We start from the raw sequence: 13,933 nt of genomic DNA on the forward strand, positions 1-13,933 counted from the left end.
TTGCGCAGAGGCGGGCGAGAAGCAAAGGCCCCATGACAGCCAAATCTCGCAATTAAGGGCAAAACTCGATGCCGAAAGCGTCGCGTCTCAGATTTAAAGGCAACGCGACAGCGGGCCTCGGACGCCACGGCGACCAGATCGAAGCTGCCGTCACCGCGTCTAGGATCGCGACCAGCGATGGAAGCGGTGCCATCTTCGCGCCGCTCGCTATGGCCGGGGCCGGGGGGCAGCGCGTTTCGGGCTTGCCACCCGAGCGTTTGGCCCGCTGGTTGGATGGGATGAACAGCGCAATTCTAACGGCGATGCGAACACTTGATGATATTGAAGTGTGGATCGGGCGGGCAGAAAACGTCATGGCGCAATTATCTGGCCGCACGCCGGTTGCCTTGCGAAAGGTTTTCACGGAATGGCCCTTGGTCTCCGCCCCGATGGCTGAGGCCATGACCGGAGCCAGCCGCGCCGCCGTTCAGCGCAATCTCGCATGGATGGAGGCAAGCGGTTTGATCCGCGAGGTGACGGGGAACGGGAGGTATCGCATGTGGAAAGCTGACCTAATATAGGTCATTTGTCGAGGCTGACACCGGCTTGACCTGGCACGCTTTAGTGCCGCCCCAGATGATCGTTTAAGCCACTTTCCGTTCGAATGCGACAAGGCTTTTCCAGCCCAAAGCGTTCGTTAGCCATTCGTCTCACGTTTTTGTGACAATTGATCGCTTGAAGCTCCAGTGGGTGAAGGTTGTAACGGGGCGAAATAACGGAATGAGAGCCGGAGCCAGAGATGGCATCGTAGCATTTGCGAGTGGCGCAAGTTCCCTGTGCCGTGACGTTCCCGATCTCATGGTCGCGATATCGAAGCCGCTGTGCCTAAATTTCCAGACAATCTGCGACTTAACGAATTGTCGCTGCGCAACTTCGGACCAGGTATTGTGCGAGCAGTTTTCTCCTCCCTAGCAAACTGGAAACTGCAAGGATCGCATGTCTACTTACGAAAATTTGCCCTTGAACCTCTAGCCACTAGAAGTCCTATCTGTTCAAGGAGAACACATACCGTTCTTGCCATCAATCGCCGGTGAGAACCGAAAGGGTACGAAATGCTGACAAGACGACACTTCATTCAGACAACAACGGCGCTTTTTTCGGTGACCGGTCCCGGTATGGCTTTTGCCGACACTTGGCCCACCGAGGCTCAGAAGGCTGAATGGGACGCACAGGTGACGCCTCAGGGTTATGTTGCCGAGACTTCCAACCCATGGGGATTGCACCCGCGGTTCCTACCGCAACGTGTGGTCGCGAAGGCCGGTCTCGTGCCGGGAGATATCCATGTCGACGCGGTCGCACGATATCTTTACCACATTGAAGAGGGTGGAACCGCGATGCGCTACGGCGTGGCCATCGCGCGGGGGAACCTCTACGAGCCGGGTGTCTATACCATCAAGCGCAAGGTCAGGTGGCCGCACTGGCAACCGACACAGAGCATGATCAATCGCGACCCCGAACTTTATGCTGACATTGCCGATGGCATGGAACCGGGACCGGAAAACGCGCTTGGATCGAGGGCGCTGTATCTCTACGTCGGGGATCGCGATACCCTTTTGCGCATCCATGGCACTCCGAGCCCACGGAGTATCGGTGGCCGCGCAAGTTCGGGCTGCGTACGGATGGTCATGGCTCATATCAATGATCTTTACCCGAACGTCGAGACCGGCTCTACCGCCTATCTTTACTCGGCGGAGGACAGCGTGACTGCCCGCAGCTAAGCCAAGCAGCGGACGGCAAACGCAATTAAGTTTCGCGAGGGGTGCAGATACGATTGCCGTTCGCCGTGCGCAGCGGCAGCAAGGTTGTTTCTACGGGGCCGCTGTGTTTGTACCAGTAGCACCCGTCCTCGGGCACCAAGCGCGCGGTTGCAACATCCTGATCCGGGGCAGCCATTGCAATCACGGCTTCGGGAACTTTGCCCCGCCGGTCTGCCGAGTCGCCCGGTCCAGTCGGCTGGATTGCGCACCCGGCCGTAAGAGACAGCGCCACTGCAACAATTATTTTTTGCTTCAGCATCAAAACCCGCATCAAGCTTCCTTTCGTGTCTGTTTTTCTTTGCATCGGCTTTTCATGCCTCAAGGCGTGATGGAGCCGGTCGCCGCATCCTCTAGCAATAAAACAAACTGAAATACCACCGTATTTTGCTCTTGAAGCTCTAGCTACTGTAGGGGCTATGTCATGGTAAAGCACCCGAATCCAGAGGTCCATTCATGCCGCCCGACACCCATCGTCACGACCACGATCACGCCGAAGATGCCCAGACAAGCGGCGGCAGCTGCTGCGGGAGCGCCGGAACGTGCGGCGACATCGTTCCGGCGACCCCCGCGCCAGCGGGCGGGCGCAGTTTTCAGGTGTCCGGCCTCGATTGCGCCGAGGAGGTAGCAATCCTGAACAAGGTGGTCGGCCCGAAGATCGGCGGGGCCGAGCATCTCGCGTTCGACGTGATCAATGGGCGGATGACTATTCTCGACAGCGCCAAGAGTTTATCGGACGGCGAAATTGCAGAACTGGTCGCAAGCACCGGCATGACCGCCAAGCCTTGGGATGCCGAGAACGCGTCGGTCGACCAGGCGGCCCATCTTGCAAGACAGCGGCTGTTTACGGCGCTCAGTGGAGGCTTCTGGGCCGCGGGATTTCTGTGGCACATCATCGAGACCGGCATGGGCGGGGCGCTCGGCCTCTTCGCGGGTCACGGCGAAGCGCCGATGCCACTGGTCGAGGCAGGGCTGTTCGCGGTTGCGATCCTGTTCGGTGTCTGGCTCGTGGCACCCAAGGCATGGTCGTCCGCTCGGCGGCTGTCGCCCGACATGAACCTGCTCATGGTGGTCGCCGTGGCCGGTGCCATCGGGCTTGGCGAATTTTTCGAGGCGGCGACAGTCGCGTTCTTCTTTTCGCTCTCGCTCTACCTCGAAAGCTGGAGCGTCGGGCGTGCGAGGAATGCGGTTTCAGCTCTGCTCGACCTCGCGCCGCCGACGGCAAGAGTTCTTCATGATGACGGCTCGGAAGCGGACGTTCCGGCTTCTGCGGTTGCTATCAACGCACGTTTCATCGTGCGCGGCGGAGACCGCATCCCATTGGATGGTGAGGTTGTCGATGGGGCAGGGGCCGTCGATCAGGCGCCGATCACCGGAGAGAGTGCGCTGGTCCCAAAGGAACGGGGCGACGAAGTCTATGCCGGTACGATCAACGGCGAAGGCACACTGACGGTGCGCGCCACGAAGGCCGCCTCGGACACCGTGTTGGCCAAGATTATCCGCATGGTCGGCGACGCCCATGCCCGCCGCGCGCCGGTGGAGCAGTGGGTGGCGAAATTCGCCCGCATCTATACGCCTATCGTCATGGCTCTCGCCATTGCAATTGCCCTGCTGCCGCCGCTCATTTTCGGGGGGGCCTGGGATTATTGGTTCTACAATGCACTCGTGCTGCTGGTGATCGCTTGCCCATGCGCTCTGGTCATCTCGACACCGGTCTCCATCGTCGCTGCACTCACCGCCTCAGCGCGGGCCGGGGTGCTGATCAAGGGCGGTGCATATGTTGAGGCACCGGGCAAGACCACTGCACTGGCCATGGACAAGACCGGCACGATCACCATGGGCGAGCCCGAGGTGGCGGCGGTGCATCCGCTGGGCAAAGCATCGGCGCAAGATCTGATGACCCTCGCCGCTGGGCTGGAGGCACGTTCCTCGCATCCCTTGGCGCGCGCCATTCTTGCGCGGGCAGAAGCCGACGGCATCAAGGTATCCGCCGCGGAAGATACCCGAACCGTTCCGGGCAGGGGACTTGAAGGACGCACAGACGGCCGGTCGATCTGGCTGGGGTCGGACCGGTTTGCCGAGGAGAAGGGTTTCGGCGACGCCATTCCGAAGGATTTGCGCGACCGCATCGAAGGGGCTGGCAGCACCCTTGTTGCCGTGGGCGACGACACCGGTGTCACCGGCATCTTGGAATTGCGCGACCGTATCCGCCCGGATGCCAAAGGCATCGTGGCGCAGCTTCACGCGCAGGGTGTGAAGACCATCGTCATGCTGACCGGTGATAACGAGCGGACAGCGCGCGCTGTTGCAGCCGAGGTCGGCATCGACGAGGTCCGTGCCGAGCTTCTGCCCGAAGACAAGGTGACTGCCATCGAAGAACTGGTCGAAACGCATGACATGGTGGCCATGATCGGCGACGGGGTCAACGACGCCCCGGCCATGGCGCGCGCGCATTACGCCATCGCAATGGGTGCCGTTGGTTCGGACGCGGCAATCGAGACGGCGGATATAGCCCTGATGACCGACGATCTCGGCAAGGTGCCTTGGCTGATCGGTCATTCGCGCCGGACAATGTCGATCATTCATCAGAACATCGGTATTTCCTTGGCGACCAAGGGCGTTTTCGTTGTCGCTACCGCGTTCGGACTGGCATCGATGTGGGGCGCGATTGCAGCCGACGTAGGAGTGTCATTGCTGGTGGTGGCCAATGCCCTGCGCCTGCTGAACAGCCAAGAGGCCAAGGCGCCGCCGTCCGGCGGTGAGCAGGTTGGCCCACAGATGGCAAAGGCCGCGCTTGCCCACGGACATTGATCACGCAGCATTTGCAAGGTAACGTAATGTCCATAACAGACCTCACGAAAGAGGCATCGAGCAGTGAAAACCATCCGATTTCCCCGCCGCGCCGTCCTGTTGGGCGGGCTGGTAGCGTTTCTGTCCGGGTGTGCCAGCAAGTTCCGCAGCTATGACGGACCCGAAGTCACCCGTGTTCGGCTTTACAAGGGACAGCGCTTGCTTGTTCTCGACGGAGCCGATCGCGTCTTGCAAACCTATCCGGTCGGGCTGGGTTTCGCTCCTGAGGGTCACAAACAATTCGAGGGGGATGGCCGGACTCCGGAAGGAGTTTACACAATCGACAGGCGAAACCCCAACAGCACCTACCATCTTTCGATTGGCATCTCTTATCCGAACGAGGCCGACATCGCCTTTGCCGAAGCGCAGGGCCTTTCCCCCGGCGGCGACATCTTCATCCATGGTGGCCCACGCCCCGGCATCGACCCGACAAATGTCCGCGACTGGACAGCTGGCTGCATCGCGGTCACGGATCGGGAGATCGAGGACATCTATGCAATGGTGAAGGACGGGACACCTATCCACATCTTTGCATGACGGTCTTTCTCATGCGGCGGTAGTGAGCCGTCGCATTGGCGCCATTGCCCAGCTCCACGAAGCCAAGATGAGCGCCAACAGCATCCAGTCCCCGAAGCTCGCGTAGAGTGTCGGCGGTCGCGCGGAGGGCAGGCTAGCGTCGATGATGCCCGTTTCGCCGGTATCGAGCCGCGCAACGATCTCTCCGCTCGCGTCGATGACCGCAGAGATGCCCGTATTCGCGGCTCGGATGACTGGAAGGCCTTCCTCTACGGCGCGCATACGTGCGGAAGCCAGATGCTGCTCGGGTCCGATGCTGGTGCCAAACCAGGCATCGTTTGTCGCGTTGAAAATCCAGTCCGGCCGGAACAGGTCGTCGACCACATGCCCTGGGAAGATGATCTCATAGCAGATCGCCACGGCGACCAGCGGCACACCCGGAAGCGCAAGCGTTCTCGGGCCCGGTCCGGGCGTAAAATCGCCCAGACCCGCCGTGAGCCGCTCGATGGGCAACCAGCCGCGGAATGGCACATATTCGCCGAAGGGCACGAGATGGTGTTTCGCGTATCCGGTCAGGATCTCGCCGGTCTCGTCAAATGCCTGGACCGTGTTGAAATATCGGGTGCCATCCTCGCTCGGTACACGGTCCGGCACACCGGTAAGCAGCACTCTGCCGTCTGGTAGCGCTGCGGCAATGCGGGCCCGTGCCTCCGTATCCTCATCGAGGAAACCCGGAAAGGCGGTTTCCGGCCAGAGAAGCACGTCGAAATCGCCGGGCCGGGTTGAAAGCTCAAGATAGCGCGCGAAGGTCGCCTCGCGGTTCTCGGGAGCCCATTTCTCCTCTTGTGGAATGTTGCCCTGGACGATGCGCAGGTCGACACCGGGTGGCTGTTGTGCATCCGACTGGAGGCGCAGCGTGCCGACAGCCCACATCGTCGCGATTCCGGCCAGCGCCATGAGCGAGATGGTCAATCGTTGCCGCCCGGACGCCATAGCAGCCGCGCCAGGGAGTACCGCGACGAACACGGTGAGAAAGCTTAGCCCATAGCTTCCGACCCAGGCGGCGGTCTGGCGAAGGGCGGCGTAGTCTACAAGTGCGTAACCGGCCAGGTTCCAGGGAAACCCTGTCAGAACGTGACCACGCAACCACTCGGCCACGGTCCAGGAGGTCGCGAACAGGAGGCAGGCCAAGAGACTGCCCATGGCTCCGCGCCGCGCGATTTCGGCAAAAAGCGCAGCGGCAATGGCTGGGAAAATCGCGAGACCTGCGGACAATCCCGCGACCGCCGGAATCGCCATCGTCCCAAACCGCTCGGCCTCGACGTAGAAACTTTCCGCGATCCACCAAATCCCGAAACCGAACTGGCCGAGACCAAACGCCCAGCCGACGAGGAAAGCGCGCCCGAAGGAGAGATCGCGAAGCCCGACAAACAACGCGGAATAGGCAACGGGAACGAGCAGGAGAATCGAAAGAGGCGGGAAAGTCAGAACGGTCATCGCCCCGGCGGCGAAACCAAGCGTCATCCGCGAAAGCAAACGGTGGCGCAGAGCGATGCGGTTCAGAATTTCCGGCTTCACGACTTGATCGAACGCCGCGCGCTGATCCATGGCGCGGCGAGCAAGAGCCCCACGCCACTGACGACAAATACATCGGCCAAGTTGAAGGCAGGCCAATGTGTTGTGCCAATGTAGAAATCGAGAAAGTCTGTTACAGCCCGATACCGCACACGATCGATGACATTGCCCAGGGCTCCGCCAATGATCGCACCGTAGGCAAGCGTTTCCACCGCATTGTCGGCGCGAAACAGCATAACCCCCAGCCAAACACAGATGGCAAGAGCGAAAGCGATGAGGCTCCACCACGGCGCGCCGCCCAACATCCCGAAAGTCACGCCGTCATTACGATAAAAGACGAGGTTGAATCCCGGAAACACGGGAATTCCGGCGCTTAAAGTGACGGCATTCGCAACGACAATGGCTTTGGTGATCTGATCGATCGCGAACGCAGCAAGTGCTGCGAAGACGCCGATCATCGGAGATACCTTGTTTAGTGACATTGCCTCATCCCAACCAGACATCAAGGAACAGCATCAGAACGAGCCCGACTGCGAGACCGAGCGTCGCCCTGTTCTGATGGCCGCTGCGATGGGTTTCGGGGATGATTTCGTGGCTAATGACGTAGAGCATTGCGCCCGCGGCAAAGGCCAGACCCCATGGAAGCAGCGGTTCCGACAGTGTGATGATGCCGGCCCCGAGCAAACCGCCAATCGGCTCGATCATGCCCGTCAGCGCCGCGATGCCCCAGGCGCGCAGCTTCGGATATCCCTCGCCCAGCAGAGATACAGCGACGGCCAATCCTTCGGGCGCATTCTGAAGCCCGATGCCGATGGCGAGCGGCAGACCGCCCTCCATACCTCCGGATCCGAAGCCGACCCCAACCGCAAGGCCTTCGGGGAAGTTGTGGATCGTGATTGCGATGATGAACAGCCAGACCCGCCGCAAAGACGCCGCTTCGGGCCCTTCGCGTCCCGTCTTGAAGTGCTCGTGCGGCAGCTTTTCGTTCATCAGGGCGACAGCCCCCATGCCCAGAAGAATCGAAACGCATACGATGGCCGCAGGCATCGCGCCGTTTTCGAACATCGGCTCCGCCGCATCCAATGCCGGGATGATCAGCGAAAAGAAAGAAGCGGCGAGCATCACACCGGCAGCGAAGCCGAGCGACAGATCGCGTGTGGCCCGAGACGGGATGCGCCCGAACAGCACGGGAACTGCTCCGACTGCTGTGAGCGATCCGGCGGCAAGACTTCCGAGAAAGCCGAGCATTATCGGAGACAGATTTTCCATGGGCGGGCCAGATTATCCTTCGGCGTAGCTCGAAAAGACTTCCGTCGACCCGTCCTTGCGGATGAGGAAGACATCATAGGCCTCGCGGTCGTCTTCTGGCCCCATGCCGGGCGAGCCATAGGGCATCCCCGGAACAGCGAGGCCGACGGCGTCCGGGCGCTCCTCGAGAAGGCGGCGGATGTCAGCGGCCGGTACATGGCCCTCGATCACGTAGCCGTCAATGAGCGCGGTGTGGCAGGAGACCATGCGCTGCGGCACGCCGTTGTCTAGCTTGAAGCGCACGAGAAGCCCGCCGAACATGTCCTGGCCGGTCGGCACAAACCCGTTCTCTTCGAGATGTTTCATCCACGAGAGGCAGCAGCCGCATCCGTTGGTCTTGCGGACGTCGATCGCCGTTGCCTCTGCGAGGGCCTGGGCCGCTGGGAACAGGGCGAGCGTGATGGCAAGAACTTGTGTCATGCGTTTCATGGGTCAGAGCCTTTCGGTTGTCGTTTTGGCAATCTCGCTGCCGAGGTTTTCATTCAGAAGCGCCCGCGCCTCGGCCAGACGCGAGAGCGCGGCGGTATCATCCGCATCGCTCTCGGCCGCTTCGGCGAGCCGGTCGTCAGAGAGGGGGTCAGTCGGGCGCCCATCCACGAGCACCTCATAGTGCAGGTTCGGACCTGTCGCCGTGCCAGTCGCGCCGACGCGGCCGATCACGTCTCCCGCCGCAACGCGTTGGCCTTGTGCCAAGTCTTCCGGCACGGCGCTCAGATGCGCGTAGCGCGTCATGGTGTCGGAGCCGTGCAAGATTTCGACCACGCGACCATATCCGCCGCGCCAGCCGATGAAATTGACCCGCCCCGGTGCCGTCGCTTGAACCGGTGTCCCACGTGCCGCTGCAAAATCGACGCCGGTGTGCATCCGGACGTTGCCAAAGACCGGATGCGTGCGGCGTCCGAACACCGAGCTGAGGCGCGCACCCTCTACCGGCTGTGCGAAGACGCGCAGCACCTCGCCATCGACGTAGATCGTCGCCTGACCGCTGCCGTCGTCCGGCCATACGATCTCGTAAAGCGAACCGCCGATCTCCAGTGCGGCGAAGGCGAGTTCGGGCTGTCCGATCCTGTCCTCTCCGACCCGCGCCTCACGCCAGAGAAGCCTTAGTGTTTCGCCACCGGCCATCTCGCGGCGGAAATCCACGGTCCCACCCAGCATCTGCGCAAGGTCCACGGAAAAACGGGCGGGTATGCCGGCTTCGTCGAGTGCCGCGAAGATCGAGCTGTCGATCATGGCTTCGCCGGCAAGGGTTACGATTTCCGGATCCGGAGCCACGACCTGCGTGGACATCTGCTCGCCGAAAACCACCTCGATCCGAACCCCGTCCTCGACGGCGAGTGAGACGGTGCGGGGGCTGCCGTCCACGGTCGAAGCGACAGTGACCGAGTGCCCCGGCCGCAGCCGTCGCAGATCGTATTCCGCACCAAGCGCGAGGGCAACTTCGGCTCTGTCAGGTGCCGCAAGACCGGCCTCTGACAGCAAGAAATCGAGCGTTTCGCCCGGAGCAATGTCGCGCGACCACGTCGACAGGGGTGGCTCGATCGCTTGCACCGGCCTGTCGGCAAACGCGGCCTGCAGAAGGGGCAGCGGGCTGAGGTCGGGTGCATCGTCTGCCCATGCCGCCGCGGGCAGCGTCACGGGGATGTCAACGTTCTGGGGGGCTTCAGGACCTTGGGGCATCCAGCTACCTGCCTGGGCAAGTTCCGGCGGCACGGGTTCTTTCGACATGGAATCAGAGATGGCGATAGCCGCTCCCGAAACCGTCCCCGCAATTGCGACACAAGCCGCCAAAGTTCTGAGCCTCATGTCGCCCCCTCCATTTCTTCTTCCAGCGCGCGGCGGATCTTCGGCACCGCGAATTCTTTGGGCTCGTGATAGTCGATCATGGTGACGAATCGCCCAGAGGCTGCGAACAGGAAGACGCTCGCGGTGTGGTTCATCGTGTAATCGCCGCTCTCCGCCGGTACTCGCTCGTAGGTGGCGCGGAAGCCGTCCGCGACGCGCGCTATCTGCTCTTCCGGTCCCGTCCAGCCGCGGATCGCCGGATGGAAGTAGCCGACATATTCGGCCATCGTTTCGACAGTGTCGCGCTCGGGATCGACCGTGATGAAAACCACGTTCATCTCGTCGGCCTCGTCTCCCAGATCGTCGAGCCATCCCGAAATGTCAGAAAGCGTGGTCGGGCAGACATCGGGACAGTAGGTGAAGCCGAAGAACGCCATCGTCGGGCGACCGATCAGGGTTTCCGGCCCGACCGCGTTGCCCTCATGATCCGTCAGACGGAAATCCATCTCGGTCAGGGCCACAGGCCGCTGCCCGACAGGTTCGGGTCCACCGGGTCCATCGACCTGCCACCAACCGACGAAGAGCATCAGGGCGACCGCCCCGACACCAGCCGCGCCGTACCCCAGGACCGCCCGTCGCCGCATCAGTCCTCTGGCCCCCGCGCGGCGATTCCGAGGATCGGCACCTTGACCGTCACTTCGCCTCCGTCGTCGAAAAGCAGGGTCAGCGGAAAGGTGTCCCCTTCCGTCATCGGTTCTTGTAGCCGCATCAGCATTGCGTGCAGGCCCCCCGGTTCGAGCGCGACGCTCTCGCCCGGGGCGATCGCGATCTCCCCCGCCGGGCTCATGGAGCTCACACCTTCGGCATTGGTCTTCGTCTCGTGGATTTCGGGCATCATCGCGAGCGGTGTTGTAAGGCCGATCAGCGTCACCGGCTCGTCGCCAGTGTTGCGGATCGTCATGTAAGCGGCCCCGGGACGGTTCATCCCGATGGAGGCGCGGGACCACGCGTTCTCGACGACAACATCCTCGGGTCCGGCCAGCGCGGGCACCGAGAGCCCTCCAAGGGTCAAAAGCGCGGCCAGTGTGCCAGTCAAAATATACTTTTTCATCGTTCTGATCCTGCCCTTTCCATTCAGCTTTGCGCGGCAGCGACTTCGGCGGCCACCAGACGACGCAACTCTGCCTCCCCGAATGGATCGAGCGGCTTGCCGTTCACAAAGAATGTGGGCGTCTGGCGAATTCCCACGGCCTCGACGTCAGCACGATCCTGGTTAAGGATCGCCACGACACCGGGTGCCAGCATTTGCGTGCGCGCGGCTTCGGCATCGAGTCCGGCCGTGGCGGCGATCTGAAGGATCAGGCCAGGCGCCGGGGCACCGTGCGACGCCCATCTCGGCTGTTCCCGCAGAACGGCCTCGAGCACCGGCACGTAAACGTCCTGCATGCGCGCCGCTTCGAGCACGCGGATGGCTTCCTCGGATGCCGCGCCGTGGAAGGGCGTGTAGCGGATCACGACGCGGACAGCTTCCCCATGCTCGGCCATGATGTCCTTCACGATGGGATGAAAGGCGCGACAGGCCTCGCAGGCCGGATCGAAGAATTCGACGATCGTGACGGGCGCATCCGCAGGCCCGAGGATGGGCGAGTAGGGGCGGATCATCGCCTCCGCAAGTTCCGGAGCAACGGGCTCCGCTTCGGCCACTGGGCCGGGGCGGATTGCAAACCAGGTGGCTCCGCCGAAACCGGCGGCGCCGAGGGCAAGAACGGACAGGATCAGGCCGCGTCGATTCATGTTCGTGTGTCCTTCAATGAAAGGGCCGACAGCGCCCCGATCAGCGCGAAGGCGGCGAGCGCCATCAGCGGGATAGGGATGCCGAAGACCAGTTGGTTGTCATCGGTGCAAGAGGGGCCGGTGGCCGTGCAGGGCTGGACGCGTTCGGGAACAAGACCGACGTACAGCCCCATGTGCCAGAGGGCGATTGCGCCGCCGCCAAGCGCCAATGCGATGCCGTAGCGCCCCACGCGGCCGTCCCGCCACCAAAGGCCGAGCCCGAGGACAATGGCCAAGGGGAACATGAAGGCGCGCTGGAACCAGCACAGCACACAGGGCGTCTGCCCCAGCACCTCGCCGACAAAAAGCACGGCAAGCGAGGCGACGAGCGCGATGATCCACGCCAGCCCGAGGGCTGTTTCTCCGGACATACGGTTCATGTCGGTCAGAACCTCTCTTCCAGATCGGCGAGTATCTCTTCGGCGGAGGTGCCGTAGGGCCACGAGTCGGCGAAGCCCGCGTCGGGATCGAAGAGGAACAAATGCGACGTGTGGCCCATCGTGTAACCATCCGGCGCCGCAGCCTCTTCGACGCGTTCAAAGAAGATCGGAAACGTCTCGGATGTGGCGGCGATCTGTTCCGGCGTGCCGGTCAGACCGATGATGCCCGCATCGAACAGCGGGACGTATTCGGCGAGTGCGGCGGGCGTGTCCCGTTCGGGGTCGATGGTGATGAAAATCGGCTGGACCTTGGCGGCATCGTCGCCCAGACCGTCCATCACCGCCGCGACCTCAGATAGGGTCGTCGGGCAGACGTCGGGGCAGTTGGTAAAGCCGAAAAAAACCAGCATCCAGCGCCCCGCAAAGTCCTCCTCGGTTTGAACCATACCCTGGTGGTCCGTCAGTTCGAACTCAGCGAAAAAAGGCGGCTCGGCGTCAGTTCGGGCGCTATCGGCACGATAATCGGACCATAGCAAGAGCCATACGAAGGCAAGCGCTGCCACGCCTGCCAAAACCCAAAGAAACTTCTGTGCCGATGTAAGGGACAATCCTGTTCGCCTGTTTTTGATTCTTATTGCAAGTGCGGATACATCCTCTAGCCGCTAGAGGTTCAAGCACGAAATCATGGTATAGCTTGAACTCACGCGTCTGTGAAACCGACACTTGTTTATTCCGACGGCAAAACCTACACAAACTGTATCTTTTTCATGGAGGCGAAAATGCTCACGATCGGTACTCTGTCAAAGAAGACTGGCACGAAGGTGCAGACCATCCGGTACTACGAACAGATTGGGCTCATGCCCGAACCTGGCAGGACCGAAGGCGGGCAGAGGCGCTACGACAATGCACAGCTCGACCGGCTGTCCTTCATCCGCCATTCGCGACAACTCGGTTTCTCGCTCGATGCGATCCGCGAGCTGCTCGACCTCAGCGACCATCCCAACCGGCCCTGTGATGAGGCTGATGCCATCGCGCGTCGCCAGCTCAAACAGGTGGAGCAGCGCATGGCCCGCCTGAAGGCGCTGCGCACGGAACTGAAACGCATGGTTCACGAATGCAGCGGCGGGCGGACGGGAGATTGCAAGGTGCTTGAGGTGTTGCGGGACCATTCGGAATGCTTGACCGAACACGAGGAAATCGGGGCCTGAAGGAATTCAGCCAACATTCCGGCTGGAACGCAGATCTGCCGCAGAAGTTAATGTGTCGTACAACACAAGCTGGAACCACAAAATGGCCGCTAGACAAGATTCAATGGAGAGACGGACGCTTTGGATCGTTCTGGCGCTCAATATCGGTTTGGCCGTGGCTTTTTTCGCAACAGGCGCCTTCGGCGACTCAAGTGCCCTGATCGCCAACGGGCTCGATAACCTCTCCGACAGCTTCGTCTACGCGATCAGCCTTTTCGCTTTGTCCCGATCCGCCAAATGGAAACGCGGGGCGGCGAACGTTTCCGGCGGGCTGCTGATCCTGTTCGCTGCAGGCATCCTCTACGATGCGTGGCGCCGCTACATCGGTGGGTCAGATCCGCTCGGGACGATCATGATTGCAATGGCCCTGATCGCGGCGGCTATCAACGCAGTCTGCGTTTGGCTGCTCGCTAAGCTCAAAAATCCAAACGTCAATATCCGCGCGGCCAACACCTTCAGTTACAACGATTTCGCCGCGAACCTCGGGATCGTCGTGGCCGGTGGCCTCGTCGCTTGGCTAGGAACCAACTGGCCGGACCTTGTCGTCGGTGTGATCGTCGCCGGGATCGCGGCCTGGGGCGGTATCGACATCCTGCGCGACGCACACGGCGAACACCACAAAGCGGTTCACACGGACAAATAGTTG

The 13,933-nt window shown here is 61.7% G+C and carries 17 protein-coding genes; 6 read left to right on the top strand and 11 right to left on the bottom strand.

From position 1 onward, the window contains the following. Positions 1-68 precede the first annotated feature (68 nt). Positions 69-560 carry a hypothetical protein gene (locus AC2FMY_RS18195; protein WP_496807851.1) on the top strand — a complete coding sequence of 164 codons (492 nt, stop codon included), beginning with the start codon at positions 69-71 and terminating at the stop codon, positions 558-560. A 531-nt stretch (positions 561-1,091) separates the two neighbouring features. Next, entirely contained in the window at positions 1,092-1,757 is a 666-nt protein-coding gene (locus AC2FMY_RS18200; RefSeq protein ID WP_026155629.1) for a L,D-transpeptidase, read from the top strand. A gap of 25 nt (positions 1,758-1,782) precedes the next feature. On the opposite strand, the gene AC2FMY_RS18205 is transcribed toward AC2FMY_RS18200, so the two are convergent. Then, positions 1,783-2,067, bottom strand: a complete 285-nt coding sequence (locus AC2FMY_RS18205; RefSeq protein ID WP_038068706.1) for a hypothetical protein — start codon at positions 2,065-2,067, stop codon at positions 1,783-1,785. 182 nt (positions 2,068-2,249) lie between these two features. Between AC2FMY_RS18205 and AC2FMY_RS18210 the strand changes: the two genes are divergently transcribed. Together AC2FMY_RS18210 and AC2FMY_RS18215 are read left to right on the top strand one after the other, a co-directional pair. Then, positions 2,250-4,604, top strand: a complete 2,355-nt coding sequence (locus AC2FMY_RS18210; protein ID WP_018001712.1) for a heavy metal translocating P-type ATPase — start codon at positions 2,250-2,252, stop codon at positions 4,602-4,604. Between the two features lie 63 nt (positions 4,605-4,667). Beyond that, positions 4,668-5,180, top strand: a complete 513-nt coding sequence (locus tag AC2FMY_RS18215) for a L,D-transpeptidase family protein (RefSeq protein ID WP_018001713.1) — start codon at positions 4,668-4,670, stop codon at positions 5,178-5,180. 9 nt (positions 5,181-5,189) lie between these two features. Here AC2FMY_RS18215 and lnt read toward each other — a convergent pair whose 3' ends face one another. From lnt to AC2FMY_RS18265, 10 genes are read right to left on the bottom strand one after another with little or no spacing between them, the layout of a single operon-like run. Beyond that, positions 5,190-6,767, bottom strand: coding sequence for an apolipoprotein N-acyltransferase (gene lnt, locus AC2FMY_RS18220; RefSeq protein ID WP_018001714.1), 1,578 nt, complete (start codon positions 6,765-6,767; stop codon positions 5,190-5,192). Beyond that, a complete protein-coding gene (lspA, locus tag AC2FMY_RS18225; protein WP_018001715.1) occupies positions 6,734-7,192 on the bottom strand; it encodes a signal peptidase II in 459 nt (152 codons plus the stop codon). The genes lnt and lspA overlap by 34 nt, the downstream gene beginning before the upstream one ends. A 28-nt stretch (positions 7,193-7,220) precedes the next feature. After that, positions 7,221-8,003 carry a ZIP family metal transporter gene (locus tag AC2FMY_RS18230; protein WP_026155630.1) on the bottom strand — a complete coding sequence of 261 codons (783 nt, stop codon included), beginning with the start codon at positions 8,001-8,003 and terminating at the stop codon, positions 7,221-7,223. 12 nt (positions 8,004-8,015) lie between these two features. Next, positions 8,016-8,471 (bottom strand): DUF411 domain-containing protein, encoded by a 456-nt coding sequence (locus tag AC2FMY_RS18235; protein WP_018001717.1) that lies wholly within the window; start codon positions 8,469-8,471, stop codon positions 8,016-8,018. A 3-nt stretch (positions 8,472-8,474) separates the two neighbouring features. Continuing rightward, the gene (locus tag AC2FMY_RS18240; RefSeq protein WP_026155631.1) at positions 8,475-9,848 is read right to left on the bottom strand and encodes a M23 family metallopeptidase; all 1,374 of its coding nucleotides are present in this window, start codon (positions 9,846-9,848) and stop codon (positions 8,475-8,477) included. Beyond that, positions 9,845-10,471 (bottom strand): SCO family protein, encoded by a 627-nt coding sequence (locus AC2FMY_RS18245; protein ID WP_026155632.1) that lies wholly within the window; start codon positions 10,469-10,471, stop codon positions 9,845-9,847. The genes AC2FMY_RS18240 and AC2FMY_RS18245 overlap by 4 nt, the downstream gene beginning before the upstream one ends. Then, positions 10,471-10,938 (bottom strand): copper chaperone PCu(A)C, encoded by a 468-nt coding sequence (locus tag AC2FMY_RS18250; RefSeq protein WP_018001720.1) that lies wholly within the window; start codon positions 10,936-10,938, stop codon positions 10,471-10,473. The genes AC2FMY_RS18245 and AC2FMY_RS18250 overlap by 1 nt, the downstream gene beginning before the upstream one ends. 23 nt (positions 10,939-10,961) lie before the next feature. Further along, a complete protein-coding gene (locus tag AC2FMY_RS18255; RefSeq protein ID WP_018001721.1) occupies positions 10,962-11,621 on the bottom strand; it encodes a DsbA family protein in 660 nt (219 codons plus the stop codon). Beyond that, positions 11,618-12,040, bottom strand: a complete 423-nt coding sequence (locus AC2FMY_RS18260) for a disulfide bond formation protein B (RefSeq protein WP_018001722.1) — start codon at positions 12,038-12,040, stop codon at positions 11,618-11,620. Before AC2FMY_RS18260 ends, AC2FMY_RS18255 begins: the two co-directional genes overlap by 4 nt. Positions 12,041-12,045: 5 nt before the next feature. Beyond that, complete coding sequence (locus tag AC2FMY_RS18265) at positions 12,046-12,648, bottom strand: SCO family protein (RefSeq protein WP_018001723.1); 603 nt, start codon at positions 12,646-12,648, stop codon at positions 12,046-12,048. A gap of 171 nt (positions 12,649-12,819) precedes the next feature. Between AC2FMY_RS18265 and AC2FMY_RS18270 the strand changes: the two genes are divergently transcribed. After that, a complete protein-coding gene (locus AC2FMY_RS18270; protein ID WP_013959865.1) occupies positions 12,820-13,248 on the top strand; it encodes a MerR family transcriptional regulator in 429 nt (142 codons plus the stop codon). Between the two features lie 103 nt (positions 13,249-13,351). Next, on the top strand, positions 13,352-13,930 hold the full coding sequence (locus AC2FMY_RS18275) for a cation efflux transmembrane domain-containing protein (RefSeq protein WP_009573601.1): 579 nt from the start codon (positions 13,352-13,354) through the stop codon (positions 13,928-13,930). Positions 13,931-13,933 lie beyond the last annotated feature (3 nt).

Source organism: Ruegeria sp. YKSE079 (assembly GCF_059612845.1).

Bases quoted from the DNA above. Each gene is read 5' to 3' on its own strand.
- AC2FMY_RS18255 (WP_018001721.1), bottom strand. From the start codon at position 11,621: ATGAATCGACGCGGCCTGATCCTGTCCGTTCTTGCCCTCGGCGCCGCC.
- AC2FMY_RS18275 (WP_009573601.1), top strand. From the start codon at position 13,352: ATGGAGAGACGGACGCTTTGGATCGTTCTGGCGCTCAATATCGGTTTG.
- AC2FMY_RS18270 (WP_013959865.1), top strand. From the start codon at position 12,820: ATGCTCACGATCGGTACTCTGTCAAAGAAGACTGGCACGAAGGTGCAG.
- lspA (WP_018001715.1), bottom strand. From the start codon at position 7,192: ATGATCGGCGTCTTCGCAGCACTTGCTGCGTTCGCGATCGATCAGATC.
- AC2FMY_RS18210 (WP_018001712.1), top strand. From the start codon at position 2,250: ATGCCGCCCGACACCCATCGTCACGACCACGATCACGCCGAAGATGCC.
- lnt (WP_018001714.1), bottom strand. From the start codon at position 6,767: ATGGATCAGCGCGCGGCGTTCGATCAAGTCGTGAAGCCGGAAATTCTG.
- AC2FMY_RS18230 (WP_026155630.1), bottom strand. From the start codon at position 8,003: ATGGAAAATCTGTCTCCGATAATGCTCGGCTTTCTCGGAAGTCTTGCC.
- AC2FMY_RS18260 (WP_018001722.1), bottom strand. From the start codon at position 12,040: ATGAACCGTATGTCCGGAGAAACAGCCCTCGGGCTGGCGTGGATCATC.
- AC2FMY_RS18250 (WP_018001720.1), bottom strand. From the start codon at position 10,938: ATGAAAAAGTATATTTTGACTGGCACACTGGCCGCGCTTTTGACCCTT.
- AC2FMY_RS18195 (WP_496807851.1), top strand. From the start codon at position 69: ATGCCGAAAGCGTCGCGTCTCAGATTTAAAGGCAACGCGACAGCGGGC.
- AC2FMY_RS18235 (WP_018001717.1), bottom strand. From the start codon at position 8,471: ATGAAACGCATGACACAAGTTCTTGCCATCACGCTCGCCCTGTTCCCA.
- AC2FMY_RS18240 (WP_026155631.1), bottom strand. From the start codon at position 9,848: ATGAGGCTCAGAACTTTGGCGGCTTGTGTCGCAATTGCGGGGACGGTT.
- AC2FMY_RS18245 (WP_026155632.1), bottom strand. From the start codon at position 10,471: ATGCGGCGACGGGCGGTCCTGGGGTACGGCGCGGCTGGTGTCGGGGCG.
- AC2FMY_RS18205 (WP_038068706.1), bottom strand. From the start codon at position 2,067: ATGCGGGTTTTGATGCTGAAGCAAAAAATAATTGTTGCAGTGGCGCTG.
- AC2FMY_RS18200 (WP_026155629.1), top strand. From the start codon at position 1,092: ATGCTGACAAGACGACACTTCATTCAGACAACAACGGCGCTTTTTTCG.